16 protein-coding genes and 2 pseudogenes are annotated in these 25,856 nt (G+C 67.5%); 11 read left to right on the forward strand and 7 right to left on the reverse strand.

Annotated features, from left to right (window positions below; translation table 11 throughout):
- From FGX59_RS31335 to FGX59_RS31345, 3 genes and pseudogenes are all read right to left on the reverse strand, one after another.
- Positions 1 to 5,918, reverse strand: a 5,918-nt coding sequence (locus tag FGX59_RS31335) for a hypothetical protein (RefSeq protein ID WP_138471800.1), incomplete at its 3' end; no start/stop codon positions are given.
- A 697-nt stretch (positions 5,919 to 6,615) separates the two neighbouring features.
- On the reverse strand, positions 6,616 to 6,834 hold the full coding sequence (locus FGX59_RS31340) for a ribbon-helix-helix domain-containing protein (protein WP_138471801.1): 219 nt from the start codon (positions 6,832 to 6,834) through the stop codon (positions 6,616 to 6,618).
- Positions 6,835 to 6,964: 130 nt separating this feature from the next.
- Positions 6,965 to 8,274, reverse strand: a pseudogene (locus FGX59_RS31345) (IS256 family transposase).
- Between the two features lie 456 nt (positions 8,275 to 8,730).
- On the opposite strand from FGX59_RS31345, the gene FGX59_RS31350 reads away from it, so the two are divergent.
- The 3 genes from FGX59_RS31350 (at position 8,731) to FGX59_RS31360 (ending at position 12,929) form a co-directional block, all read left to right on the forward strand.
- Positions 8,731 to 10,206 (forward strand): aldehyde dehydrogenase, encoded by a 1,476-nt coding sequence (locus FGX59_RS31350; RefSeq protein WP_138471803.1) that lies wholly within the window; start codon positions 8,731 to 8,733, stop codon positions 10,204 to 10,206.
- Positions 10,207 to 10,374: 168 nt separating this feature from the next.
- Positions 10,375 to 11,985, forward strand: a complete 1,611-nt coding sequence (locus tag FGX59_RS31355) for a GMC family oxidoreductase (protein ID WP_138471805.1) — start codon at positions 10,375 to 10,377, stop codon at positions 11,983 to 11,985.
- A 32-nt stretch (positions 11,986 to 12,017) separates the two neighbouring features.
- On the forward strand, positions 12,018 to 12,929 hold the full coding sequence (locus FGX59_RS31360; RefSeq protein WP_138471807.1) for an SMP-30/gluconolactonase/LRE family protein: 912 nt from the start codon (positions 12,018 to 12,020) through the stop codon (positions 12,927 to 12,929).
- A 45-nt stretch (positions 12,930 to 12,974) separates the two neighbouring features.
- On the opposite strand, the gene FGX59_RS31365 is transcribed toward FGX59_RS31360, so the two are convergent.
- Positions 12,975 to 13,688, reverse strand: coding sequence for a LuxR C-terminal-related transcriptional regulator (locus tag FGX59_RS31365; protein WP_171060914.1), 714 nt, complete (start codon positions 13,686 to 13,688; stop codon positions 12,975 to 12,977).
- A gap of 683 nt (positions 13,689 to 14,371) precedes the next feature.
- Here FGX59_RS31365 and dctP point away from each other — a divergent pair.
- From dctP to FGX59_RS31385, 4 genes are all read left to right on the forward strand, one after another.
- Positions 14,372 to 15,445: a TRAP transporter substrate-binding protein DctP gene (gene dctP, locus FGX59_RS31370; protein WP_171060915.1), complete on the forward strand. Its 1,074-nt coding sequence runs from the start codon at positions 14,372 to 14,374 to the stop codon at positions 15,443 to 15,445.
- Positions 15,446 to 15,514: 69 nt separating this feature from the next.
- Entirely contained in the window at positions 15,515 to 16,117 is a 603-nt protein-coding gene (locus FGX59_RS31375; protein WP_138471813.1) for a TRAP transporter small permease subunit, read from the forward strand.
- On the forward strand, positions 16,117 to 17,418 hold the full coding sequence (locus tag FGX59_RS31380) for a TRAP transporter large permease (RefSeq protein ID WP_138471814.1): 1,302 nt from the start codon (positions 16,117 to 16,119) through the stop codon (positions 17,416 to 17,418). The genes FGX59_RS31375 and FGX59_RS31380 overlap by 1 nt, the downstream gene beginning before the upstream one ends.
- A gap of 127 nt (positions 17,419 to 17,545) precedes the next feature.
- Entirely contained in the window at positions 17,546 to 18,487 is a 942-nt protein-coding gene (locus tag FGX59_RS31385) for a DMT family transporter (RefSeq protein WP_138471816.1), read from the forward strand.
- 17 nt (positions 18,488 to 18,504) lie between these two features.
- Here FGX59_RS31385 and FGX59_RS31390 read toward each other — a convergent pair whose 3' ends face one another.
- A complete protein-coding gene (locus FGX59_RS31390) occupies positions 18,505 to 19,536 on the reverse strand; it encodes a LysR family transcriptional regulator (RefSeq protein WP_138471818.1) in 1,032 nt (343 codons plus the stop codon).
- Positions 19,537 to 19,755: 219 nt separating this feature from the next.
- On the reverse strand, positions 19,756 to 20,892 hold the full coding sequence (locus FGX59_RS31395; RefSeq protein WP_138471820.1) for a C4-dicarboxylate TRAP transporter substrate-binding protein: 1,137 nt from the start codon (positions 20,890 to 20,892) through the stop codon (positions 19,756 to 19,758).
- 278 nt (positions 20,893 to 21,170) lie between these two features.
- Here FGX59_RS31395 and FGX59_RS31400 point away from each other — a divergent pair, with 278 nt between their 5' ends.
- From FGX59_RS31400 to FGX59_RS31410, 3 genes are all read left to right on the forward strand, one after another.
- Positions 21,171 to 21,707, forward strand: a complete 537-nt coding sequence (locus FGX59_RS31400; protein WP_138471822.1) for a TRAP transporter small permease subunit — start codon at positions 21,171 to 21,173, stop codon at positions 21,705 to 21,707.
- 3 nt (positions 21,708 to 21,710) lie between these two features.
- Positions 21,711 to 23,018 (forward strand): TRAP transporter large permease, encoded by a 1,308-nt coding sequence (locus FGX59_RS31405; RefSeq protein ID WP_138471823.1) that lies wholly within the window; start codon positions 21,711 to 21,713, stop codon positions 23,016 to 23,018.
- A gap of 71 nt (positions 23,019 to 23,089) precedes the next feature.
- Positions 23,090 to 24,118, forward strand: coding sequence for an amidohydrolase (locus tag FGX59_RS31410; RefSeq protein ID WP_138471825.1), 1,029 nt, complete (start codon positions 23,090 to 23,092; stop codon positions 24,116 to 24,118).
- 44 nt (positions 24,119 to 24,162) lie between these two features.
- Here the strand turns inward: FGX59_RS31410 and FGX59_RS31415 are convergent, their stop codons facing one another.
- Complete coding sequence (locus FGX59_RS31415) at positions 24,163 to 25,098, reverse strand: DMT family transporter (RefSeq protein ID WP_138471827.1); 936 nt, start codon at positions 25,096 to 25,098, stop codon at positions 24,163 to 24,165.
- Between the two features lie 314 nt (positions 25,099 to 25,412).
- Between FGX59_RS31415 and FGX59_RS31420 the strand changes: the two are divergent.
- Positions 25,413 to 25,856, forward strand: a pseudogene (locus FGX59_RS31420) (electron transfer flavoprotein subunit beta/FixA family protein); the annotation flags it as partial.

The raw sequence follows: 25,856 nt of genomic DNA on the forward strand, positions 1-25,856 counted from the left end.
GAGGACTCCTGGTCGGTGCGGCTCGCCCCTGCCCTGCCATAGGTGCAGGCGCCCTCGGCCAGAACCGCGCTCCCGGTCTCGAAGACCGGACAGCTCATCGTGGCATCGGCAATCCGCGACGTCTCGGCCGCGCGACGCGACATCAGCGTCATGGCCGTGCGCGGCGCCAGTTGACCCAGCGCATCGGCATAGGACGCGGCATCGGCCGCGGCCGTCTGGTCAAGCTCGGCGAAGAAGCCCGCCAGTCCGGCATCGTCGGCATCGAACACGGCCTCCAGTTCGCGCGCCATTTCGCTCCGGGCCGATGACAGCCGGAATTCCTGGCGGTCGAACTCGCGGTTGGACACCGAGATCATCTGGATGCCGTCCTGCGTGCTCACCTCGTAGTCGTAGAGCGCCGAGCTGCCGCCCTCCAGCTGGCCGGTGACGGCACCGCTGACCGTTAGCACCGGCACTGAAATGCCGGGACGGACCGCGGAGAGCCTCGGCGCCACCGTGCCCGCCAGGTCGGCATTTCCATCGACGCGGAATGTGCCGGCCCCGCTTCCCGAGAAGTCGATCAGCGGCACGAGGGTCGCGGCCGGCGACAGGACCAGGTCGCCCGTGACGACAGTGGTGCCGCCCGCCGCCGCCGCCAGGACGCCTGAATTGTAGAGTGTCCCGCCCGGGACGGCCGCCAGGGTCGCGGTCGTGCCGGTGACCGGGTTGCCCGATAGGGTGCCGCCTGCCAGGGTAACGCTGCCGGTGATCGAACCGTAGTTGTACACGTCGAGGCTGCCATTGCCGGATTGCACGACCGCCGTGCCCGAGCCTGCCGAAACCGACGAGCCCTGATTGACCGTCAGCCTGTTGGCGGAGGTGCCGCCGAGAACGCGGATGCCGGTATTTCCGCTCACGGCGGAGACCGCGCTTCCGCTCTCGCTGCCCAGGGTGATGTCGATGGCGCCCGCCCCGTCCGGCCCCTCGCTTTGCGCGACGATGCCCGTCCCGGCCAAGCTGCCGCCCGCCACATCGCCGGTCAGCGACATGGTGATCGTGCCGCCGGTTCCGGTCTCGCGGCCGGAGGTTCCGGTGCTTCCGAGGAAGAGCGCGCCGCTGCGGTCGGCCACCATGCCGCCGCCGCCGCCGATCGACTGCGCGAGGATGCCGATCGCGCCTGCCCCCAAGGCATTGACGCCTGCGGCGGACTCGATCGAGATCGCACCGCCATTGCCCTGTCCGCCATGGCCGCCATTGGCAGAGGACGAACTGTCGCCATAGGCGAAATCGGTGGTCAGATCGGCAAACGTGCTTGCGGAATAGCGGTAGGTGGCGACGATGCCGCCGCCGCCGCCGACCGATTGCGCCACGATGCCATGGCCTGCCTGGCCCGCTGTCTCGACCGAGCTGCCTGCAGGCAGGGCAAGATCGATCCTGCCGCCGTCGCCGATGCCGGCGCCGCCCAGATGCAGGGAGGCGATCTCCATGGAATTCGAGGCCGAGACCATGCCGCCGCCGCCGCCGACGGACTGCGCGAGCAGGCCGAAACCGCCGATCCCCGCAGCCCGGACATCCAGCGGCGTGCTTTCGTCCAGCCCGGAGGTGTCGATCGCGCCGCCATTGCCGCGCGGCCCGGAAACGCCCAGCGGATCGGGAGTGCCGCCCAGCCGGATGTCGGCCGCAGGATCGAACCCGCTGTCGCGGTTGCCCGGATCAACCGACCCTCCCTTGAGGATGATCCCGCCGCCGCCGCCAACGGATTGCAGCATCACCGCATGGGCCTGTTCCCCCTCGGCATCGATGACCTGCGTTCCTGCAGCATCCGGCGCCGAGGACAGCGTCACCAGGCCGCCATCGCCGATGGAAAACGTGCCCGGGCCGGCAATCTGGTCCACCCCGCCGAGCGTCAGGGCGGCCTTCGACCTGTCCCCGTCCGGCGCGACGGGCAGGACCGTATTGTCGCTTCCGATGCCGCCGCCGCCGCCGACGGACTGCGCCAGAAGCCCGGTCGCGCCGAAGCCCGAGGCCTCGATCCAGCTCTCGCCGGTCCTGATATATCCCTCGCCGACCTCGACTGCGACGGCGCCGCCCGCGCCGCCGCTGCCGCCTGCGCCCGTGAGGCCGAGCGACAGGTCGGCCGTGACCGTCCAGTCGCTGTAGGACGCGGAGAGCGTGTCCCGGTCGGCCTGGGCCACGGCAGTGCCGCCGATGCCGCCGCCGCCGCCCACCGACTGCGCCACCACGCCGAAGGCCAGGTCGCCGCGCGTGACGACACGCCCGGTCTGGGACATCGAGACCGTGCCGCCGTTGCCCCCCGAGCCGCCGCTGCCGCCGAGGGTCACGTCGGCATCGATCTCGACGCTGCCGCCTTGCGAAACCGTGACGCGCGCCGCCGCTGCGGTCTGCGTGGCATCGTAGATCTCCTGGAACAGCGCCTGGAAATCCTCGGTGACGGCGGCGTCTGCGACGTCGTCCGCCCCCGTTGTGCCGCCGATGCCGCCGCCGCCGCCCACCGACTGCGCCAGGATGCCGCCAGCTCCCGCGCCCTCGGTGAGGATCATGCCCGCATGGCTGACCGTCACCCTTCCCCCGGCGCCGCCATTGCCGCCCTTCGCGCCGATATCCAGCGTGAGATCGCTCGAAATGCTGTTGCTGCTGCTGCCGGCGCCTTCGGCGTCGCCCGGGCTGCCGCCGAATTCCAGCCCGCCGATCATCGATACGCTGCCGCCCGAACCGATGCCGCCGCCGCCGCCGATCGACTGCACCACGAGGCCGCGGGAATTCGCGCCGGTCGTCTGGATCAGGCCGTTGGCGAGGATCTCGGCCTCTGCCAGTTCCCCGGCGCCGCCCGCGCCGCCATTGCTGCCAAGCGAGGCATCCAGTGACGCGGCCGAAGAGGCAAAATAGGTGCTGGACGAGGTCGTGCCGAAGCCGGCATGGCCGCCGCCGCCGCCCACGGACTGCACCACGACGCCGTTGGACAGGTTGCCGGTCGTCGCCACGCGGCTGGTGGCTGCGCTATCGTCGCCCAGGGTGAACTGCGCCTGGCCGCCTTTGCCGCCATGGCAGGCATCGTCGTCGGGGACATTGCTGCAGCTGCCGCCGAGAGCAACCGTGAGGCTGTAGCTGTTGGGCGTCGGAACGCCGGGAATGCGCGAGGGGCCGAAGCCGACCGACGCGTAGGCGGCAGAGGAATCCCCGCCCGAGCCGCCGCCGCCGCCCACCGACTGGACCAGCACGCCCTGGCTGCCCGTCCCGGAGGTGGCGACCGAGCTGCCGCCGGTGATCTCGGCCACGGCGCTGGCGTCTTCGCCATCCGTGGCCCGCGCATCGCCGCCGCCGGCGCCGGAGCCGCCAAGCGCCATCGAGATGGTCAGCGTCGGCGTGGCTTCCGCCCCCTCTTCGGCCCCCAGCGGAAGGGCCGTTGCCAGGGCGAAGGCGCTGGCACCGCCGCCCGAGCCGCCGCCGCCGCCCACCGACTGGACCAGGATGCCATGGCTGTCGATGCCATCGACGCCGTCTCCGGTCGTGCGGACCGAACTGCCATTTGCGAGAGCGGCGGATGCCGTGCTGCTGTCGCCGCCATCGCCGCCGTCGCCGCCGATCGCGGCCGCCTCGGAGAACCCCACGCCGACCGAGGTGGCGAGCGCCGCGCCGCCGGCCCCGCCGCCGCCGCCGATCGACTGGACCACGACGCCATTCGCGCCGCCGCCTTCAGTGGTGATCTGCGCCGACTCGAGCTCGGAGCTGGCGCTGCCGCCGCGGCCGCCATTTCCGCCGGTGCCGCCGATGGCCAGCGCCTCGAATGCGCTGCCGGCCTGGGAATTGCCGCCAGCCCCGCCGCCGCCGCCGATCGACTGCACGATCAGGCCATGGGCCAGGAGACCGCTGCTGTGGATGCTTCCGTTGATCCGGGCGGTCGCGGCGCCGCCGCCGCCGCCTGCCCCGCCATCGCCGCCATCGGAGGCAAAGACGCCGCTGCCAGTGCCGCCGACACCGCCGCCGCCGCCGATCGACTGCGCGACGGCGCCAAAGGACGTCTCGCCGGCCGTCGCGATCCTGCCGAAGTTCCACAGATCGACCTGGCCGCCATCCGTCGCCGGGAAGCTGCTGCCGCCATTGGCGCCGAAAAGAGCGTAATCGGCGTCTCCGCCGGCCCCGCCGCCGCCGGCAATTGCCTGTGCGAGGATCCCCTGGGAATTGTCGCCGGTGGTGGAGATCTGGCCGCGGACATTCTGCGTGACCGAGACCGCGCCGACTTCCCCGCTCTTGGCGCCGTCCCCGGCCGTGGAGGTGACCAGCCCCGACGCGTCGGCCCCTTTGCCGCCTGGCCCGCCGATGCTCTGCGCCAGGATGCCCCGCGACTCGTCGCCCGTGGTCTCGATCCTCCCCGAGGAGAAGACCGTCACCGCTCCGCTCTGCCCGCCTTCGCCGCCCGAGCCCGCATGCGCTTCGCCGAAGCCGCCCGAAGCGTGGGACGCATCGCCCCCAGTGCCGCCGATGCTTTGCGCCAGGATGCCGTCGGCGCTCCCGCCCTGCGTCGAGAGCCGTGTTCCGGAGTCTGCATCGACCCGGACATCGCCACCGGCGCCGCCCTTGCCGCCATTCGGAGTGACCGCATCCGAAGCATCGCTAGCTTCGCCGCCGCCCATGCCGCCGGCGCCCCCCCGGGAAATTGCGGCAATGGAATGCGACCCGTCCCCGAGGGTGGCAATGTCCGCCCCGGAGTAGACCTCTGCCGAGACGAAGCCGGCGGCGGCGCCGGCCCCGGCGGCGCCGGGATTCCCGAAGGCAACGTCATCGACATCTCCGCCGCGGCCGCCATCGCCGCCGGTGCTCGCCAGGGACAGGCCCGCGGAGTCTGCACCGCCAGTCGTCACCGACAGATCCCCCACGCTGCGGAACGCGACCGTGCCGCCGGTACCGCCCGTGCCGCCACCGCCGGCATCGGGGCTGAAGCTGACGGGGCCGCCATCATAGGAGCCGTCCCCGCCGGTCCCGCCACTTGAAATAACGGCAATCGCCGCCGATGCGTCCCCCGTGGTCGAGACCGAGCTGCCCGGCCCGCCCTGGCCCTGGCCGAAGCGCAGCGTCACGCCGTACGCGCGCCCCCCATCGCCGCCATAGGCCAGGCTGACATCATCTTTGCCCGCACCGCCATTGCCAGCGGATTGACGGATGAAGATGCCGCCGATCGATGCACCGGAGGCCGTTATGGTACTGTCGGCAACTTCGAGGACGGTTTCCAAGGCCTGGCCGCCAAAGCCGCCTTTCTCGCCCTCGTACTGGCTCTGCCCGCCTTCCGCACCGATCTGGTCCAGGTAGACGGCCGCGCCGCCGTCCTTGTAGGAGGCCCCCGCATCGGCCGTAACTGTCACATTGGATCGCGTCAGCGAAACGGCGTGGCCGGCAACGTCCGATGCCGCGTAGCCGGTCGTGCCGGGTACCGCCCGGTTCTGCATCAAGACGCCCTTCAGCGGACGGTCGGCATCGGACGCGCCGAAGGTCAGCGTCACATCGCTATCCGTCAGGCTCAGCGCGACATCCTCAGAGATCTGCCGTGACTGGTAATCGTTGAATAGTGTGGGATACGTGTACCCGATGCTCGCGAGGGCGCTGAAGCCGGCCGCTTCGTTCGGCAATGCCGCCGCCCCTTCAAAGGCGGGAAATTCGCGCTTGACTGTCGTGAAATCGAGGCCATCGCCTGTCGTGACCTCGACCGTCGAATTGCTCAATTCGAGACTGCGCGCGTGGTAGACATCCATGTACTGGTAGAGCGCGCTCCAGAAGCTGTCGGTCTGCGAGCTGTCATAGGTGGTGTCGAACGTCTGGTTCGCGCCGGAATAGTCCTGCGTGAGTTCCTGCCCGGCTGCAAATGCAGCCGGAGCGGCGGATGTGGCGGCGATGGCGATAGGCGCGATGACGAATTTGATCTGCATGGCTGAAGGCAACTTTCTGAGATGAACTGATTGCCCTTCAGGCCACGGATGGCGCCCCGGGCAGCCCGGCCGGAAAACAGGTCTCCCCGGCCGATTTCGATGGTCCGCGCGCGAAAGGCCGTCTCCGGGATGGAGACCTCCATCGGAATGGACGCTCTGGCCGCACGCAGCGGATGTCTCCCGGCGCAGACGCGCCGGCAGGCACAATCCGCCTGTCTTCGGCGGACCGGTCGGCATGGAGGCAGCCCGGCTTGCACCGGGGTGCCGTCTAGGGAATGGAGCGGGACGTTGCGCTGCGGGCTGCAGGCACGATCAGGTCCGACGTCAATAGCGGCGTTGCAGTGCGGAAGGGCCGCCGGACCGGGCCGGGCACGGATATGGGCCCCGGTGACGTCACAGCAACGCCCTGGCGCATGAAATGCGTATCCATCCTCGGCCCCCCGCCTGCAGGAATTACTTCATATGTTTACGACACGGAAACCTGTCGTGCAACAACTGCCGACTGCACCGAATGGTGCATTGACTCGACCTCGGCGGGCAGATGCGGCCCCGGCCTCGCGGTTCCAGCGCCGTCCAAGGGAATCCGGGAAGCCACCTTCTGAGGCGAGAGCTGTGGCAGAGGACCATCGCGCCCGCGACAACAGTCTGGCGGGTTGGTCGAGCGAGATGAGCTTGCAAGCACGGCAATTGCCGCAGTCTATCGTTCCCGGTAGTACTGCAAGACAAACAGGCGCAAAGCCGAAGCGAGGCCCATCCGGTCGCCGCGCTTCTCGTCGATTTCCTCGGCCAAGGCTCTGATGCTTTGCTGGCGCTCTGCTGCAATCTCCTGGAATGCTTCCCAGAAGTCGTCTTCGAGAGAAACACTGGTGCGGTGTCCCTTCAGCGCCAGGGACCTCTTCTTGGGACGGCCACTCATGCTTTTTTGGGCTCCTTTGCGTTTCACCCTAGCAAACAACAGGGTCTCCGGCCACACCATCGCCGGCCGCCGACATCGACCGCCATCTCGCGCAGGGGAGCTATGGCTGAATTTAGGTGACGCGGCTTGATCAGGCGGCGCGGCTTTCGTTGGCATCGGCTTGGGCGACGCCGTCGGTGAATGTGACACCTTCGATCACGCGCGGCAACTGGTTCCGGCCGTTGAGCTTGCGCCACTTCTTCGAAGCTGCCCTGACCAGCGTGAAGACCATCAGCTTGGCGGTCTTCTGCGAGAGCGCGCCCCTGGTCCGGACCGTGCGATGCCTGACGGTGGCGAGTGAGGACCGTGCCCGCCACCGGTCCGAGGGTCGGTCCGAACGCTCTCGATCGGGTTCGAGGTCCGCAAATGGTCCCAGTGCTCGGCCGGGTAGTCGTAGAAGGCCAGCAACGCATCGGAGTCCCTGGTCAGGCAGGCCACGCCTTTCGCATATTTGGCGGCGTATTTCTCCCTGAAGGTCTCGATGGCCGCCAGGGCCTCCGCCCGGGTTGCCGCATGCGAGATGTTGCGCAGGTCAGCAGCCGCGGCGGGCTGCCCGGATTTCGGGAAGTGATTGAGCACGTTCGATATCTTGTGAAACCAGCAACGCTGATGACGGGTGCCGGGAAAGACTTCGTCCATCGCTTTCCAGAACCCTAGGGCGCCGTCGCCGACGGCCAGCTCGGGCGGAACCGCCAGACCGCGGGCCTTGAGATCCACCAGAAGCTCGCGCCAGCTCTGGGCGCTTTCCCGGACACCGACCTGAAAGCCCACCAGCTCCTTCTTCCCCTCAGGCGTTGCCCCGATCACGACCAGCATGCATTCGGCCACGGGTTCCATCCTTGCCTGCAGGTAGACGCCGTCGGCCCAGATGTAGACATAGCGCCGGGCGGACAGGTCACGGCGCTGCCAGCGGTCATGCTCCTCCTGCCAGCCCGCCGTGAGCCGCGTGATGGCGCCCGGCGACAGGTTTGGCGCATCCGTCCCGAGCAGCGCGCCGAGCGCCTCCTGAAAGTCCCCCGTGGAGACGCCGCGCAGATAGAGCACGGGCAGCAGCGCGTCGAGGCTGCGCGATCGGCGCGCCCAACGCGGCAGGATGTTCGAGGTGAACCGGATCTTCTTCTCGTCGGGCACGCCGCACGCCCGATCGCGGACTTTCTGGCGTTGCACCGGGACCGGACCGATCCCGGTCTGGATCTCGCGCTCGGGCCCGGCTCCATGCCGGACGATACGCTGGCGGCCGTCGGGCAGCCGCTCCCCGGAAAACTGGGCGACGAAACTCGCCGCTTCCGCTTTCAGGGCGGCTGCCAGCATCTGGCGTGCGCCCTCGCGGGCGATCTCGGTCAGCGGATCAAGGATGGTTCCGGGCTGGCGGAGCGGGGTGATCGTGGTATCTTCGGACAAGGCGTATCGTTCCTTTTGGAAGTTCTGGCAGGCTTCGACACCCGCCACGATACGCCGCCTTCTCAGGCCCCATCACCCATTTTCAGCCATAGCTCGTTGTGCGATCGAAAACCACGCAACCTACCAGAGTTGCGCAGCAGATGCGCGAGGCACTCGGCAGGCGTTCAGGTGCAAACAGCTGGAACAATACGACAATCTGGGTTCTGGAGGTGTCCGTCCCATCATTCCCCTGCGTAGCCGGAATCTAGCAGAAGCCATTCAGTAGTCGATACCTGCTACCGGCACTCCGAGCCGGCAGGCTCCCTGCCCTGCCGCCGACATCGGAATGTCCTGTGGCTTCCACAGGCCAGAGAAGCATTCCGAGACGCAAGTTCAAAAGCTACCCCGGAATGCAGGGCGTCAAGGCACCGCCGGGCCCGGTCGCCACACAACCGGCTGTCCAGGAGGAGGGTAGAAATGAGAAGTTACGGGCATTGGATCGACGGCGCCGAACAGGTTCCCGAGGGCACCGGCTGGATCGAGGCGATGGATCCGTATCGCGGGACGGCCTGGGCGCGCATCCCACGCGGCCGGCCCGAGGATGCCGAGCGTGCCGTCGCCGCCGCGAAGCGCGCCATGGCCACAGGGCCATGGGCGACCATGTCCCAGACCGAGCGCGGCAAGATCCTGCGCCGCATCGGCGACCTGGTCCTCGAGCATTCCGCCCGCCTCGCCGAGATCGAGGTCCGCGACAACGGCAAGCTGATCGGCGACGTCCGGGGCGCGCTGCAGTTCAAATCCGACATCTGGACCTATTACGCGGGCTATGCCGACAAGATAGAGGGCGCGGTCATCCCGATCGACAAGCCCGACACGCTGGCGCTGACCTTCCCCGGCCCGGTCGGCGTCGTGGCGGCGATCACCGCCTGGAACTCGCCGCTGCAGTTCCTCGCCGTGAAATGCGCCCCGGCGCTGGCCGCGGGCTGCGCCGTGGTGGTGAAGCCCTCGGAGCATTCCTCGGTCAGTTCGCTCGAATTCGCTGCCATCACCCGCGATGCCGGACTGCCTGACGGGGTGCTGAACGTCGTCACCGGCTTCGGTCAGGATGTCGGCCCCGCGCTGGTCGAATCCCCGGACGTGGCTCTGGTGACCTTTACCGGCTCGGACGCGACCGGCGCGCGCATCTACCAGCAGGCCGCGCGCGGCATGAAGCGGGTGGCGATGGAGCTGGGCGGCAAGTCACCGAACATCATCTTCGAGGATGCCGATCTGGAGGCCGCGACGGCGGGGGCGATTTCGGGCATCTTCGGCGCCACCGGCCAGATGTGCACCGCCGGGTCGCGCCTCCTGGTGCAGAACTCGGTGAAGGAACAGGTCACGCAGCGCCTGCTGGAGATGGCCCTGACCATCAAGGTCGGCGATCCGATGGATCCCGAAACCCAGATGGGCCCGGTCTCCAACAAGCCGCAATTCGACAAGGTGATGGAGTATATCGGCATCGCCCGCGAGGACGGCGCGGAGCTGGCCTTCGGCGGCAGGGCGGCCGAGGGGCCGGGGCTGACCGGCGGACAGTTCGTCGAGCCGACCATCTTCACCGGCGTCGAAAACGGCATGCGCATCGCCCAGGAGGAGGTCTTCGGCCCGATCCTGTCGGTGATCGGCTTCGAGGACGAGGCGGATGCGATCCGGATTGCCAACGACATCGATTTCGGACTCGCCGCCGGCGTCTGGACCAAGGACATGGCGCGGCTGATCCGCATGTGCAAGGCGGTGGATGCCGGCACGGTCTGGGCCAACACCTATCGCACCTACAGCTTCATGGTGCCGTTCGGCGGGCGCAAGCGGTCGGGGATCGGCAAGGAATGGGGGATCGAGGGCATCCGCGACTTCGTCGAGACCAAGTCGGTGATGATCTCCACCGCGACCGCCGCGCCGAGCTTCATCCCGCGCTGAAGCGGGACAGACTGGCTGCCGGACAGCTCCGGCGGCCATGACCGGCCCGCATGCCCCGCGCTGCGGGCCGTTGCAGTTTCCGGACTGCCTGCGGCAGCTGTCCCCCGACAGGGGGATACCGCGGCACCGGCCGTCCGCCTAGCCTCGCAGACAGGGAGAGAGAACATCATGGACGACGAGTTCGACTATATCGTGGTCGGCGCCGGATCGGCAGGCTGCGTGCTGGCCGCCCGGCTTTCGGAGGACCCGGCCGCGCGCGTGCTGCTGGTCGAGGCGGGTCCCGAGCCGCGGGATTTCTGGCTCCGCGCGCCGGCCGGCATGGGCATGATGTTCATGAACGCCCGCTACAACTGGCGCTTCGAGACCGAGCCAGTGCCGGGGCTTGGCGGACGCAGGGTCTACTGGCCGCGCGGCAAGACGCTGGGCGGATCGAGCGCGATCAACGGCATGGTCTACATGCGGGGCCATCCGATGGACTACGACCACTGGGCCGGGCTCGGCAACGAAGGCTGGGGCTGGGACGACGTGCTGCCCTATTTCCTGAAATCCGAGGACAATGCCCGGATCGAAAGCGGCCTGCATGCCAAGGGCGGCGCGATGCGGGTCAGCGACCCGGTGCTGCGCCATCCCGCGACCGAGGCTTTCGTCGCCGCCGCCGAGACCGCCGGGATTCCGCGCATCGCCGAGCTGAATGCCCCGCCCTTCGAGGGGGTCTCCTACCAGCAGTTCACCATCCGCGGCGGGCGCCGCGAGTCGAGCTACACCGCCTTCCTGAAGCCGGTCCGCAACCGCGCCAACCTGGCGGTGGAGACCGGTACGCGGGTGCTCAGGGTGCTGACCGCCAGGGGCCGCGCCACCGGCATCGAGACCGCAAAGGGCGGCCGCATCCGGACCAGGCGCGCCCGGCGCGAGGTGATCCTCTGCGGCGGCGCGCTGGCCTCGCCGCATCTGCTGGCGCTGTCGGGCATCGGCGACGGCGCCGAGCTGCAGCGGCTCGGCATCCCGGTCGCCGCCCATCTGCCGGGCGTCGGACGGAACCTGCAGGATCACTGGAACGCGCCCTTCGCGCTACGCGTCACGCCGGACAGTTCGCTCAACCACCGGCTCCGCGGCTGGCGGAAATATCTCGAGGGCGCGCGCTATCTGGCGACCCGCAGCGGTTTCCTCGCGATGGGCTCCTCGGCCGTCAGCGCCTATGTGCGCAGTACGCCGGACCGGCCGCAGCCCGACCTGCAGCTGGCGATCCGGCCGATGACCTCGCAGTTCCTGCCCGGCGGCAAGGTCGAGATCGACCCCCTGCCCGGCATCAGCGGCGCCTGCGTTCTGGTCCACCCGGAATCGCGCGGCGAGGTCCGCACCGCCAGCCCCGACCCGATGGCAGATCCCGAGTTCCACCCGAACTACCTGGACGACCCGGGGGATATCCGGAGGCTGATCGCGGGCATCCGGCTGATGCGCAGGGTGCTCGGCGCCGCACCGATCGCGGGGCGGATCGAGGCGGAGCTGGCCCCCGGCGCGGGGCTCGAAACCGACGAAGCACTGGAGGGCTATATCCGCAGCAGCGGCGGCACCTCCTGGCATCCGGTCGGCACCTGCAAGATGGGCCGCGACCCGATGGCCGTGGTGGATCCCAAGCTGCGGGTGCACGGGATCGCGGGGCTGCGCGTCGCCGACGCCTCGGTCATGCCGCGCATCATCGGCGGAAACACCCATGCGCCGACGGTGATGATCGCCGAGAAAGCTGCAGATCTGGTCCGCCGCGAGACGGGCCGGGCCTGACATCCGGATTCACATGGAAAAGGGAGAGAGATGTGAAGACACCTGTCACAATCGCCGACGGATTCACCCATACCGAGGATGCCCGCTGGCATGACGGCCGCTTCTGGTTCGTCGACCTCTACCGGCACCGCGTCCATTCCTGCCTGGAGGATGGCTCGGATCTGAGGACCGAGGTGCAGCTCGACTGCCCGCCCTCCGGCCTCGGCTGGCTGCCCGACGGCCGCCTGCTGGTCGTCGCGATGCATCACCGCCAGATCATCCGCCGCGAGCATGACGGCGCGCTCGCGGTCCATGCCGACGCGTCCGCATTCACCCGGTGGGACCTCAACGACATGGTCGTGGATGCCGAGGGCCGCGCCTGGGTGGGCGGGCACGGCTTCGACATCATGGGCGGCGCTCCGCGCGAGCCAGTCGCGGTGCTGCGGGTCGATCCCGACGGCAGCTTCCGCCCGGCCAGCGACCCGCTGCATTTCCCGAACGGCTCGACCGTGATCGACGGCACGACGCTGGTCGTCGCAGAATCCTTCGGCCAGTGCCTCTCGGCCTTCGACATCCGGCCCGACGGCACGCTTTCCGGGCGCCGCGACTGGGCCCGCTTCGGCCCGGTGGCCGAGCATGACGACCTTCACGAGGCGATGGGCGAGCTGGCCGTGGCGCCCGACGGGATCTCCTGCCCGGATGCCGAAGGCGCGATCTGGGTCGCCGACTTCCTGCGGCCGCGAGCCCTGCGCGTCGCAGAGGGCGGCGAGATCCTCGACGAGGTCTCGACCGGCGCGCTGAACTGCTATGCCTGCACGCTGGGCGGCGCGGACGGGCGGACGCTGTTCCTGTGCGCCACCCCGGCCGATTTCGATCCCGGCCGCCGCATCGCCGACCCGAAGGGCGAGATCCAGACCGTGCGCGTCGACGTGCCCTCGCGGGACTTCGCTCCGGCCATGGCCTGAAAGCGACAGGGCGGCCCGTCGGCCGCCCTGCCGTCCTGCATGGCGTCATTGCGGCGAGGGACGGCCAGCAGTCCCGCCGGAGAACTGCAGGTACCACAGCAGCATTTCGCGGTGGCTGCCGATCGAAAGCCGCAGGTAGATCCGCTTGCGGTAGGACACGACCGTTTCCGTGCCGAGGCCGAGATCCGCCGCGATCGCGCCCGCGCTCATCCCGTAGAGCAGCCGTGCGCAGACCTGGCTTTCACGGGGCGGAAATCCGGTGTCCGCGGCAGCGAGGATGCCCTCGATCACTGGCAGCGAGGTCAGGGCACGGATGTGGCTGCCGCGCTCGGAGGCCAGCTCCTCGTGGCGCGCCAGCAGCGGGAGCAACAGGTTCGCCGCCAGTGCGAGGCGGTCCAGCCCATCGCGCGCGAAGGGCCGGTTCTCCCGGCGGACGAGGGTCATGGCGAGAGGCCTGCCGCCCTCGCAGCCGCACATCATCAGCCGTTCGGCGAACTGTTCCTGCCGCCAATGCTCGCGCAGGCGGCGGCAGGGCACAGTCGCCGCATCGGTCCGCAGCAGGAGCGTCTCGGCGCCCTCCAGAGGACCGAGCTGGAGGATGGTGCTGTCCTGCTGCCAGAGACAGCGCTGCATGTAGATCTCGAATTGGCGCCCGGCCCCGCAGCCGCCGTCGAGACTGCCCTTGGCAATGAGATCCGGCTTTCCGGCAGCAAGGGAGAAGACGTGAAAATCGTCGACTCCGGCGAGTTCCGACAGCATCCGGGTGAGCGCCCCGTAGAATCCCGAACCGCCCATCGCGGCGAAAAGCGGCCGCACGCCCTGTGCATTCGGAGTCCAGGACTGACCATTCGCTCTCCATACCAAGGAATCTCCAATGGCCGAAACCATTCCTCCACCCCCCGTTTTCAGTTGTGCGGCGAAACGCAGCGGAGCCTTTCCCGCCCCCGGAAGTTTTTCATTTCGGAAATCTTCTGCACGGAATCCTGAAGAATCTGTTTTCCGAATTTGGTAGCGGCTCGAAAACATAAGGGCAAGCTTTTCGAAGTCATTGCGCCAGCACGCGAGTCCGCACAGGAGCGCGTTGGCCCCACCTGTCGGAATTATCGGTTTTTCCTATCTGGCAGGGATCGGAACGTGCGCTCGCCAACTAAACAATTGTATTGCGAAATATCAATCACCTAGGTGGCAAAGAACTCACTTCTGTCCCGAACCCAGATTCCCTGTCGTCCAGCCGATGGGACAGCGCTGCGCGATTTCCCGGAGAAAACTCTACCATTGGTCCAAGCGATGGTCCGGACGGGGCGCACCTATAGCTGCCCCGGATGACCGGCAGCCAGGGCAATGGTATCAGTTTTCCATGGAAAGCCGCCGCCAGACGGCCCCCGGAGGCACCGGAAATACACGAGTGCCCTTTCCACCATGGCACCCAGGGAGGACAGAAAATGACCACATCTCCAATCCTGCGCAGCCTTGCGCTCGCAGGCGCAGGATTCGCCTTTCTAGGGGCAGCTTCTGCCCATGCGGAAATCCAGAAGCGGCATTTCGAGATCGTGACCGGAACGCATACCAACAACTTCGTCACGACGCTGGAACTGCCCTTCTTCAACGAAGAGCTTCCGGAACGCTCCGGCGGACAGATCACCACCAATGCCGTGCCCTATACCGAGCTCGGGCTGACCGGCTTCGAAATTCTCGAGCTTCTGGAACTAGGCACCAGCGACATCAGCTTCGGAGTGATCGGCTATATTTCCGGTAGCAGCCCGATCGTCGAGGGCCTTGAACTGCCCGGCCTGACCAACGATCTCGCGACGTTCCGCGCGGCCCTTGCCGATTACCGCCCTCTTCTCGAAACCCAGTTCGAGGAGAACCACCACGCCAAGCTCATGGTGCTCTACGTCCAGCCCAAGCTGCAGGCCTATTGCAAGCTGTCGGAGGCCGAGACCGAGGGCTTCACGCTCGACACGCTGCGCGGCAAGAAGATACGGGTCCACAGCACCGCCTATGCCAATTTCGTCGAAGGTCTCGGCGGCATCCCGGTCACCATGGCCTTCGCCGACATCGTGCCGGCGCTGGAACGCGGCGTGCTCGACTGCGCGATCACCGCGCCGAACGCGGCCTATGGCGCCAAGATGCAGCAGATCACCAACGCCATCGTCGACCTGCCGGCGGGCTACTCCACCCATTTCCTCGCGATGAACGGCGACACCTGGAACAGCCTGAACGAAGAGACCCAAGCCTTCATGACGGAGCAGTTCGCCGATCTCGAAGCGCGTTACAAGGAGTTCACCGTCACCGCCACCGAGGAGGCGCTCGCCTGCCTGACCGACGGCCCCTGCGGGATCGGAGCACCCGGCGGCATGACGCTGATCGGCATGGATGCCGCCGAAGAGGAGGCGCTGAAGCCGACGGTGGAGACCTATGTCCTCAAGCGGTGGGCCGAACGCTGCGGCGAGGGCTGCGCGGCGGAATGGAACGAGCTTGTCGGCGGCACGCTCGGGCTGACGGCCGCGCCGTAGGCCGGCAGACGCCACAGCAGGGTGCGCCGCGGGGCGCACCTTCCCCGAACTCTCCATTCAGGTTCCCCCATGTCTCTCAGAAAAACCCATGCCGGGCTCGAGAAGGTCGCGCGCGCCGCGGCGATCGCGGGCGGGGTCGGGATAATCCTGGTCGCGGCCATGATCACGATCGACGTCATCCTGCGCAAGTTCACGCCCGTCACGCTGGGCGGCGCGACCGAGATCGCCGGCTTCGTTTTCGCCGCCGCCACCGCCGTCGCCTATCCCTATGCCCTGATAGACCGCGCCAACATCCGCATCGACCCGGTCTACACCCATCTGCCGCCTCGCATCCGCGCCGTACTCGACGCCGTCGCTATGGTGCTGCTGCTGATCTTCGTCGCGACCCTGACCAAATCGATCTACGGCGTGTTCTCCAAGTCCTGGACCTCGGGCACGATGACCGTCGGCGTAATCAGCATCCCGCTCTGGATGCCGCAGCTCCTCTGGATGCTCGGCTATGTGCTGTTCTTCCTGACCGCGCTGTTCCTGGCGGTCTGCGCCGTGGTCTCGCTGCTGCGCCGCGACTACGCCCATGTGAACCGCGTCGCGGGCATCCCCAGTATCGAGGAAGCCATCGAGGAGGAAACCCATATCGACGTCTCCCATCACCAGAAGAAGGAGGCCCGGTAATGGCCGCGCTCTGGATTGTCATCGCCATCGTCGTGCTGCTGGTCGCCGCCATTCCGGTCGGCGCCGTTCTGGGGCTGCTGGGCTTCGGCCTTGACGACGTCTACATGAACAGCCGCCTGTCGCGGGCGATCGGCAACATCTACTGGGAGAAGAGCATCGACTTCCTGCTGGTCTCGGCGCCGCTCTTCATCCTGCTCGGCGAGATCATGCTGCGCTCGGGCATCGCCAGCCGGATGTACAACGCCGTCAGCAAATGGCTGACCTGGCTGCCCGGCGGGCTGATCCATGCCAATATCGGCACCTGCACGCTCTTCGCGGCGACCTCCGGCTCCAGCGTCGCGACCACGGCGACGATCGGCGTCGCCGCCTATCCCGAGATCGAGCGGCACAAGTACAACGAGAGCCTGTTCATGGGCTCGCTCGCCGCCGGCGGAACGCTCGGCATCCTGATCCCGCCCTCGGTCTCGCTGATCCTGTTCGGCGTGCTGACCGAGACCTCGATCCCTGAGCTCTACCTGGCGGGTTTCATTCCCGGGCTGCTGCTGGCGCTGTCCTTCATGCTCGCGGTGCTCGTCGCCTGCTCGCTGCGTCCGTCCTGGGGCGGGACGCGGGTCAGGACCAGCTGGAAGGAACGCTTCTCCTGCCTGCCGGATCTGGCCGCGCCGCTGGTGCTGTTCCTGGCCGTCGTCGGGTCGATCTATGCCGGGATCGCCACGCCCACCGAAGCGGCGGCCGTCGGCGTCTGCATGGCGCTGCTGCTGGCGGCGGTGAACCGTACGCTGACCCTGTCGATGATCGCCGAAGCCGCGCTCGGGACGATGAAGACCACCGCGATGATCCTGTTCATCGTGCTGGCCGCGCTGTTCCTGAACTTCGTCTTCGCCTTCATGGGCGTAACCAAGGCGATCCTCGCGGTGATCAGCGGCCTCGGGCTGAGCCCGGTGGAGACCATGCTGATCATCGTGCTCTTCTACATCGTGCTGGGCATGTTCATGGAAACGCTGTCGATGATGCTGACCACCGTGCCGGTGATCTTCCCGATCGTCGTCCAGCTCGGCGCAGAGGACTTCACCGGCGTCTGGTTCGGCATCCTCACCGTGATCCTGATGGAGGCCGGGCTGATCACGCCACCCATCGGCATGAACCTCTATGTCGCGCAGGGGGTCCGCACCCGCGGCGGCAAGTTCGCCGATGTCGCCATCGGCGCGCTGCCCTTCCTGGTGCCGATGCTGGCCATGGCGCTGCTGCTGATTGCCTTCCCGCAGATCGCCACCTGGCTGCCGGACATGGTCTACCGCTGAGCCCCTGCCCTGCCGGTCCCTGTGGCCGGCAGGGCCTCCGCATCGGGCGGCCCCGGCCGCTTGCGATCCTGCTGCATTCCGGGCGGTCCGGCCGCCTGGCCTCCGCCCTATCCACGGAACCCCGCCCATGACGGCCGCCGCCTACAGTCCGATCCGCGCAATCGGCTTCAAGATCCTCCATCTCTTCCTGACCGCCGCGATGCTTGCGCTGGTCAAGCTGGTCCAGGGCATGCCGGTCACCCAGCTGATGTTCTTCCGCTCGCTCCTCGCGATCCTGCCGATCATCGCCGTCCTGGCGATGCGCCGCCAGCTGCGCGATGCGATCCGCACCCGCCGTCCCTTCGGACACTTCACTCGTGCGCTACTGTCGCTGACGACGATGGGCCTGACCTTTCTCGCCGTGCGGTCGCTGCCGCTGCCCGAGGCGGTCACGCTGCAATACACCCAGCCGCTCTTCGTGGTGGCGCTCTCGGCGCTGATCCTGGGGGAGACGGTGCGGCTGTTCCGCTGGGCGGCGGTGGGCTTCGGCTTCCTAGGCGTGCTCGTCGTCACGTGGCCGAAGCTGACGCTGCTCGGCGGCGGCACCGAGGCGGCCAGCGATGCCGAGCTGATCGGCGCCGGGGCCGCGCTGACCGCTGCCGCGACGCTGGCGCTAACGCTGCTGCTGGTCGGCCAGCTGGTGCGCACCGAGAAATCCACGACCATCGCGATCTGGCTGGGCATCTACGCCTCGGCCATCCTCGCCTTCACCATACCCTTCGGCTGGGTCGTTCCAGATGCCCGGCAGACCATCATCTTGGCGATGATCGGCGTGATTGGCGGGCTGTCGCAGCTGGCGCTGACCGAAAGCCTGCGCTCAGCCCCGGCCTCGACCACAGCGCCCTTCGAATACACGTCGCTGATCTTCGCCACCGCCTTCGGCTTCGCTGTCTTCGGCGACATCCCCGACGGCAGCACGATCTACGGAGGCGCCATCCTGGCAGCCGCGGGGCTGGCGATCATCTGGCGGGAGCGCAAGAACATGATCCGGCCGATAACGGCCAGATCGACGGGGTTGCCTCCGGAATGAGGCCGCGCCGGCGCTGCTCAGGCCGCGTCGGGCGCGGGCTCTGCCGGGAACTCTGCAGCCGGGGCGATCTCCGGAGAATAGGGCAAGGTGCCCTCGATGCCGAATTTCTCGATCAATTCTCGCAGGATCACCTTCACCGTCTCCTCGACGATGTCGACGGCCCTGGGAACGGCCTGGGTGCGCTTCCGCGCCAGATAGGCTGTGCGCCGGATCACAGGGTCCTTGATCGGGACCAGTGCCAGTCGCTTCTGCTCGACCTGGCGGTGCACGGCCCCGTGCGGCAGGATCGCGTAGGCGCTGGCGCGGCTGACCATCTCGACGATCTGCGGCAGCGAGTCGAGCGTTGCGATCACGTTCAGCTCGATCCCCAGCGAGCGCGCCACCTTGCCCTGCAGCCCGCGGGTTCCAAATGCCTGGTAGCCGGTGGTGATCAGCGGCAGCCTTTCCAGGTCGCGCGCGCTCACGCTGTCGAGCGCGACTCCGTCCGAGCCGATCTCGCCCTCCCAGTTGTCGGGTGCGGTGACCAGGAACAGCTCCTCTACGAGGAGCGGTTCAAAGCTGAAGCTGGCATTGTCATAGGCCTCGTAGACCAGCCCGAGATTAAGCCGGTCGCTATCGAGCCAGTCGAGGATGTCGCCGGTCACCGCCTCGGAAATCGACAGGCGGATATCGGGATATTCGGCATAGATGGTTTCCAGCAGCGGAACCGATAGCAGCAGGCTCAAACCCGGCGGGATGCCGACTGAAACCTTGCCCTTCGGCTCCAGGGAACAGTGCTGCACCTGGTTGACCAGCTCGTCGAGCTTCTCGAGAATCTCGGCGCCGCCGCGGGCCAGCATGTCGCCGGCCTCGGTCATCTGGATGCCGCGCGCGCCGCGCACGGCCAGTTGCACGCCGAGCGACTTCTCCAGCTTGGCGATCGTCTCGGACAGGGAAGGCTGCGCCATGTTGAGCGCGCTGGCGGCCGCCGAGATCGAGCCGTGCTCCGCCAGCGCCTTCAGGTAGAGAAGCTGCCGGAACTTGATCGGATAGCCCTGATTGTGCTGCATGCCCTGTGTCCTCCCTGGTCCGGCCTGCCCGTTCCCCGCGGTCTCCTCCCGGCAGGCAACGGCAATATGCTATAGGTACCGCCTATGATGTAAACGACAAAATCACCAGCGCGGCATCCGGACCGGAAGACGGATGTTTTCTGCCCAGAACCACATCGGAAGGGCGGAGGCCGTCGCCGACCCCCGCCCCGCAAGACGTCTGGTCCGGGCCGCAGCGGCTCACTTCGTGCCGTAGGCCGCCGGATCGAGATCGTTGTAGAGGTTGTCGAGCAGAAGCTGGGTGAACGCGTCCTCGTCGTTCCTGTCCTCCATGCCCTCGACCAGCGCGGTCCATTTCTCGACATATGGAGCGAAGGATGCGAAGAGCGCCTCGGGATCGGCCACACCGTAGGTGTCGCGAGCGACCCCGGCCATGTCGCCGACGCCGTCATCCACCCATTGGGCGACCGCCTGGCGGATGCTGTCGTCGGGCTCGACCACCTGATGGCCATTGGCGGCCGCGGTCTCGAGCGCCTTCTGGCTGTCGGTATTGAACCGGATCTGGATCTTCGCCTGGGTGCGTGCCGCCAGCTCGAAGACCAGCGCCCGGTCCTCCGCCGACATCGACGTCCAGAAATCCCGATTCCAGTTCTGCGCGGGCGAGATGTAAGAGCCGACCCAGTCGAGCACCGTAGTGCTGCGCGAGACTTCCTCCAGCGAATTATCGATGTTCAGCCAGGCCGCGAGGATGCCCGCGCAGTCGATCGACCCGTTCTGCAGCGCCTGGTAGATCTCGTTGCCGGGTATGTTCACCGGGATCGCGCCCAGATCCTGGGTCAGCTTGGCGCTTGCCCCGCCGGGCCAGCGGATCTTGAGGCCGCGGAACTGCTCGAGCGAGGTCACCGGCTGGCGGGTGTTGCAGATGATCGGGTAGTTCGGCGTCGAGAACCCGCCTACCGGCACAACGTTCTGCGACAGGTACTCGTCCTGCGCAGCCGGGTCATGCATCACCCAATCGGCATAGGCGGCGCCCATGGTGGTCGGGTCGGGCTGCAGGAAGCCGTAGGACGACAGCGCATTCGACAGCGGCAGCTCGGAGGGCGTGTAGCCCGAGTTCTGCGATCCTTCCTGGACAACGCCCGCGCCGATGCTCTGCAGATGCGCCTTCGGCGGGAAGAGCACGCTGCCGGTGAAGAAGTCGAATTCGATGCGTCCGCCGGTGCGCTCGGCCATCTGCTCGGCGAACCAGCGTCCGGCCACTACGGTGGTCTCGCCATCCTGCTGGAAATACGAGATCCGGTAGGTCTCCGCCGCCAGCGGACTGGCCAGTGCAAGCCCGAGCGCGCCGACTGCCATGAATGTGCTGAAACCCGTCATGTCTTGTCTCCTCCTGTGTCAGTTCGTCCGGCCGGCCGGGCATCCTCCTCCGGCACCGGTACCGTCCGTCATCAGCAATCATTAGGCGAAAAGCCGGGCGCGCGGGCGGGGTTTCTCCGAGCCATAGGCGGCGGCTGTTCGACGCAAAGGACAATCAGGATGGGTGCTCGCGCACGGAATGGTGGATTGTCGGGGAGAGCGAACCGGCGTGCCCGGACGGGCAGGGAGACCCGGCGCCTCACCCCCCGGGTTGCGGGGGACGAACCTCGGGAGGAGAGATGAAGAGAAACCCCCTTGCCTGGCTGTCGGAGATACTGCTGACCGTCACGGCCCTGCCAATGCTCGCGATGATGCTGCATGTCACGCTGGACGTGATCCTGAAGAACGTCCTCAACATGCCGCTCCAGGGCACGCTGGAGATCACCGCCTATTACTACATGCTCTCGATCGTGGTCCTGCCCATGGCCTTCGTCGAGATGGCGCGCCAGTCGATCGCGGTGGACCTGTTCTACCAGATGATGCCGCGGCCGATGCAGGTCTGCGTGACCGGCTTTGCGCTGCTGCTCAGCGCCGCGGGCTATGGCGGACTGGCCTGGATCACCTTTCCCGATGCCGTGGCCGCCTTCGAGCGCCGGGAAATCGTGATGGGCGCGGTCCGGGTCTATATCTGGCCGGCCCGCTTCCTGCTGCCGATCTCGCTGTCGGTCACGGCGCTGGTCTGCCTGGTGCATGCCGCGAACCTTGCCCTCAGCGCGCGGGCCCGGGACGAGCTTGTCCCCGCCGCGCCGCACGATCCCGATCACGGAGTGGACTGACCCATGTCGATGCTTGAAATCGGTTATACCTGCACCGGACTCGTGCTCCTGCTGATCGCGCTCCGGGTGCCCATCGGCATCGTGCTGATCCTCGTCTCCTTCGGCGGGCTCTGGGCGGCGCTCGGGCTCCAGGTCGCGGTCGGCATCGCCCGCGCCATCCCGTTCGACTTCATCGCCAACTGGAGCTTCAGCGCCGTGCCGATGTTCCTGCTGATGGGCTATATCGCCTCGCATGGCGGGCTGACCGACGGGCTCTTCGCGGCGCTCAGGATCGTGCTGCGCCGCGTCCCGGGCGGGCTTGCCTGCGCCGGGGTCGGCGCCTGCGCGATGTTCTCGGCGGCCTCCGGCTCGTCCGTGGCGACCTCTGCGGCAATGTCGAAGATCGCGGTGCCCGAGATGCTGAAGCGCGGCTACGACCCGGCCCTCGCCACCGGCACGATCGCCTCGGCGGGGACCCTGGGCTCGATGATTCCGCCCTCGATCCTGATGATCGTCTACGCGATCTTCGCCAATGTCTCGGTCGGCAAGATGTTCATGGCGGGCTTTCTGCCGGGCGCGCTGTCGGCGGCAATGTACATGGCGATGATCATGCTGCGCTCAAAGCTGAACCCGCGCCTCGCCCCGCCGATCGCCTACACGCCCACCCCCGAGGAGAAGCGCAAGGCGCTGCGCGAAGTCTGGCCGCTGCCGACGCTGATCCTCGGCGTGCTCGGCGGCATCTTCCTCGGGCTGATCACCCCCACCGAAGCCGGAGCGGTCGGAGCCTCCATCGCGCTCGCCCTCGCCGCGCTGCGCGGGCGGCTGAACTGGGAGATGCTGCGCAGCGCCGTGCGCGAGGCCGCGCTGGGAACCTCCACCGTCTTCCTGATCGCCGTCGGCGCAACCATGTTCACCAGCTTCATGGGCATGACCGGCGTGCCGCGGTCGGTCTCCTCGGCGCTGCTCGGATTTGCCACCGACCAGGTCACGCTGATCATCATGATCGCAGCGATCTACCTGATCCTCGGCATGTTCATCGAGGGCGTGGGCATCATGCTCTTGACGCTGCCCATCCTGTTCCCGCTCCTGCAGGCCGCGAATGTCGACATGATCTGGTTCGGCATCATCGTGATCAAGCTTCTCGAGGTCGGGATGGTGACGCCGCCGGTGGGGCTGAACTGCTACGTGATCGGCTCCGCCCTGCGCGGGCAGGTGCCGCTGGCCACCGTGTTCCGCGGGGCCATGTGGTTCGTGGCCACCGATGCGGCCACCCTGGCCCTGCTGATCAGTTTCCCGGCCATTGCCCTTTGGCTGCCCGGCGTCCTGGGCTGACCCCCGCCGGTTCCGGGCCGCGGGCCGGCCCGGAACCGCACGGAACACCATTCGACGGAGGACCATTCCGCATGCAATCCAAACGCCACGAGGGACGGAACGACCCCGTCCTCGACCCCGATCTTCCGATCGTCGATTCCCATTTCCATCTCTTCGACCTGCCCGGCAACCGCTACATGCTGGACGACTACCTCGCGGACGCGCAGGGCGGGCACAACGTGGTGGCCTCCGTCTATTGCGAAACCCAGACCTTCGCCCGCAACAGCGGCAGCGACTGGATGCGGCCGCTGGGCGAGGTCGAATTCGCCAACGGCCTGGCCGACATGACCGCGGCCGGGCAATACGGCAAATGCAAGGTCAATGCCGGGATCATCGGCCATGCGAACCTGACCTTCGGCGCCCGCATCGGCGAGCTGCTCGATGCCTGCATGGCCGCCGCGCCCGGCCGGTTCCGCGGCATCCGGCAGGTCACGCTCGACTATCCCGACGACCGGCCGTTCCGTTTCATCATGTCCGGCAGGCCGCCTTCGGGCCTGCTCGATCATCCCGAATTCGCCAACGGCCTGGCCGAGCTCCAGAAACGCGGCCTGGTCTTCGACGCCGCCATCTACGACCCGTCCCTGCAGCGGCTCGCCGCACTGGCCGACTGCTTCCCCGATCTGACGATCGTCCTCAACCACATGGGCAATGCCGTCGGGGTCGGCATGTCCGCAGCCGAACGCGACGGCATGTTCCGCCGCTGGTCCGGCAACCTGCGCAAGCTGGCCGAGCGCCCCAACGTGCTGTGCAAGGTCGGCGGGCTGGGCATGCCGATCTGGGGCTTCGGTTTCGAAGACAGGCCGGACCCGGTCGGCTACGAGGAGCTAGCGGAGACCTGGGCGCCCTATGTCGAGACCGCCATCGAGGCCTTCGGCACACGCCGCTGCATGATGGAAAGCAACTTCCCCCCTGACGGCCGTTCGGCCGGCTACATACCGACCCTCAATGCCTACAAGCACCTATTGAGGCACTGTTCGGATGGCGAGAAGCTGGCGCTTTTCGCCGGCAACGCGATACGCAGCTACCGGCTCGACCTTCCGCCGCTCCTGGCCGCGGCCTGAGCCCCGCGGCGGGCGGCTACCGGGGCCAGCTGCCAGTTGGCCCGTCAGGAAGACGGCACGAGACTCGTCCGGGCGGCCCGCGCCTTGCCCCGGCGCCGTTCGCGCCAGATGATCAGCAACCCGGCCGAGATCACCATGGCCCCGCCGGCCAGCGTATTCAGCCCGGGAATGTCGCCGAAAACGTAGAACCCGATTGCAGTCGCGAAAATTAGCGACGTGTATTCGAAAGCTGCCGTTGCCGAGGCAAGCGCGAATTTGAGGCTCTGGGCCATCAGGAGCTGGATCGTCCCGCCGATGATGCCGGTCAGCACCAGCAGAGCAGCTTGCTGCAGGCTCAGCGCCACCCATCCGCCGAAGGCCGTGAAGGCCAGCAGGCTGGAGGAAACCAGCCAGGACCAAGCCGTGATCGTTGTCGGCCGTTCGGTCCGCACCAGGTCGCCGACCAGAAGCAGCACGGTCGCCACCCCGGCCGACCCCGCCAGTGCAGCCGACACGCCAACCAGCTGGGCATGGCTCATCTGCCCCGGATCGGCCAGCAGTGTCAGATTCGGCCAGCTGACCACCAGAACCCCGGCAAACCCGAAGGCGACCGCCCCCCAGCGGAAGGCCCGTACCTGCTCTCCGAGGAAGATGGCGGAGAAAGCGACGACGAAGAGCGGCTGGGAATACTGCAGCGTCACTGCCTCCGGCAATGGCAGGTTCTTTACAGCGACGAAGGTCAGCCCGGTGCAGGTGACGCCCATCACGGTGCGGCGGGCGTGGGCCAGCGGACGCGCTGTCCGGAACATGACCTTCAGTTCTGAGCGCCAGGCGAGAAAGGCGAGAACCGGCAGGATCGCAAAGAAGCACCGGAAGAACATGACCTGCGTAACCGGCACGCCTTCCACGGCCCGCACTAGCGAGAGCATGACCACGGTGAGCAGGACGTAGAGAACCTTCAGTGAGACCGCGACCAGCTGCGATCTGTCCGATGCAGCCATGGCACTCCCCTGGCATGACCTTGCGGCCGGACGCACAGCCGCGCCGGCAGACCGAGGCTATGCCTGCATCCGCCGGAGGGCGAGGACCCTCGCCGGACCGGACCCCGCTTCCTATGTCCTGCATAGGGCAACGCTATGGCAAGGTGCTTTGGCACCGTCCTGGCGCAGAGTCACCTGGCCAAATTTCCCAGTTTGGCCCCTCTGCCCCATGGCCATAGGAAATCCCGATCACGGCCTTCGCAGTTGCACGTCTCGCGGCAGCCCGCGGAACATGCTTGCATGCCGAAAGAATTTAGCTGCCGAGAGAGAAGCCCATGAAGATCCTCGTGCCCGTGAAGCGGGTGATCGACTACAACGTTAAGGTCCGCGTGAAGGCGGATGGCAGCGGTGTCGACCTCGCCAACGTCAAGATGTCGATGAACCCGTTCGACGAAATCGCTGTCGAGGAAGCCATCCGGCTCAAGGAGAAGGGCATCGCCACCGAGATCGTCGCCGTCTCCGTCGGCGTGAAACAGGCGCAGGAGACGCTGCGCACCGCGCTCGCCATGGGCGCCGACCGGGCGATCCTGGTCGAGGCCGCCGAGGACGTCCACCAGGACATCGAGCCGCTCGCCGTCGCCAAGATCCTCGCGAAACTCGTCGAAGAGGAGCAGCCGCAGCTGGTCCTGGCCGGCAAGCAGGCGATCGACAACGACATGAACGCCACCGGGCAGATGCTCTCGGCGCTGCTCGGCTGGTCGCAGGCGACCTTCGCCTCG

This window comes from Poseidonocella sp. HB161398, from assembly GCF_005870025.1.
Taxonomy (GTDB): Bacteria; Pseudomonadota; Alphaproteobacteria; order Rhodobacterales; family Rhodobacteraceae; genus Mangrovicoccus.

What these genes read in the sequence shown, in the direction of transcription:
- FGX59_RS31340 (WP_138471801.1), bottom strand. Translation starts at nt 6,834, where the DNA reads ATGAGTGGCCGTCCCAAGAAGAGGTCCCTGGCGCTGAAGGGACACCGC.
- FGX59_RS31350 (WP_138471803.1), top strand. Translation starts at nt 8,731, where the DNA reads ATGAGAAGTTACGGGCATTGGATCGACGGCGCCGAACAGGTTCCCGAG.
- FGX59_RS31355 (WP_138471805.1), top strand. Translation starts at nt 10,375, where the DNA reads ATGGACGACGAGTTCGACTATATCGTGGTCGGCGCCGGATCGGCAGGC.
- FGX59_RS31365 (WP_171060914.1), bottom strand. Translation starts at nt 13,688, where the DNA reads ATGCTGTCGGAACTCGCCGGAGTCGACGATTTTCACGTCTTCTCCCTT.
- dctP (WP_171060915.1), top strand. Translation starts at nt 14,372, where the DNA reads ATGACCACATCTCCAATCCTGCGCAGCCTTGCGCTCGCAGGCGCAGGA.
- FGX59_RS31375 (WP_138471813.1), top strand. Translation starts at nt 15,515, where the DNA reads ATGTCTCTCAGAAAAACCCATGCCGGGCTCGAGAAGGTCGCGCGCGCC.
- FGX59_RS31380 (WP_138471814.1), top strand. Translation starts at nt 16,117, where the DNA reads ATGGCCGCGCTCTGGATTGTCATCGCCATCGTCGTGCTGCTGGTCGCC.
- FGX59_RS31385 (WP_138471816.1), top strand. Translation starts at nt 17,546, where the DNA reads ATGACGGCCGCCGCCTACAGTCCGATCCGCGCAATCGGCTTCAAGATC.
- FGX59_RS31390 (WP_138471818.1), bottom strand. Translation starts at nt 19,536, where the DNA reads ATGCAGCACAATCAGGGCTATCCGATCAAGTTCCGGCAGCTTCTCTAC.
- FGX59_RS31395 (WP_138471820.1), bottom strand. Translation starts at nt 20,892, where the DNA reads ATGACGGGTTTCAGCACATTCATGGCAGTCGGCGCGCTCGGGCTTGCA.
- FGX59_RS31400 (WP_138471822.1), top strand. Translation starts at nt 21,171, where the DNA reads ATGAAGAGAAACCCCCTTGCCTGGCTGTCGGAGATACTGCTGACCGTC.
- FGX59_RS31405 (WP_138471823.1), top strand. Translation starts at nt 21,711, where the DNA reads ATGTCGATGCTTGAAATCGGTTATACCTGCACCGGACTCGTGCTCCTG.
- FGX59_RS31410 (WP_138471825.1), top strand. Translation starts at nt 23,090, where the DNA reads ATGCAATCCAAACGCCACGAGGGACGGAACGACCCCGTCCTCGACCCC.
- FGX59_RS31415 (WP_138471827.1), bottom strand. Translation starts at nt 25,098, where the DNA reads ATGGCTGCATCGGACAGATCGCAGCTGGTCGCGGTCTCACTGAAGGTT.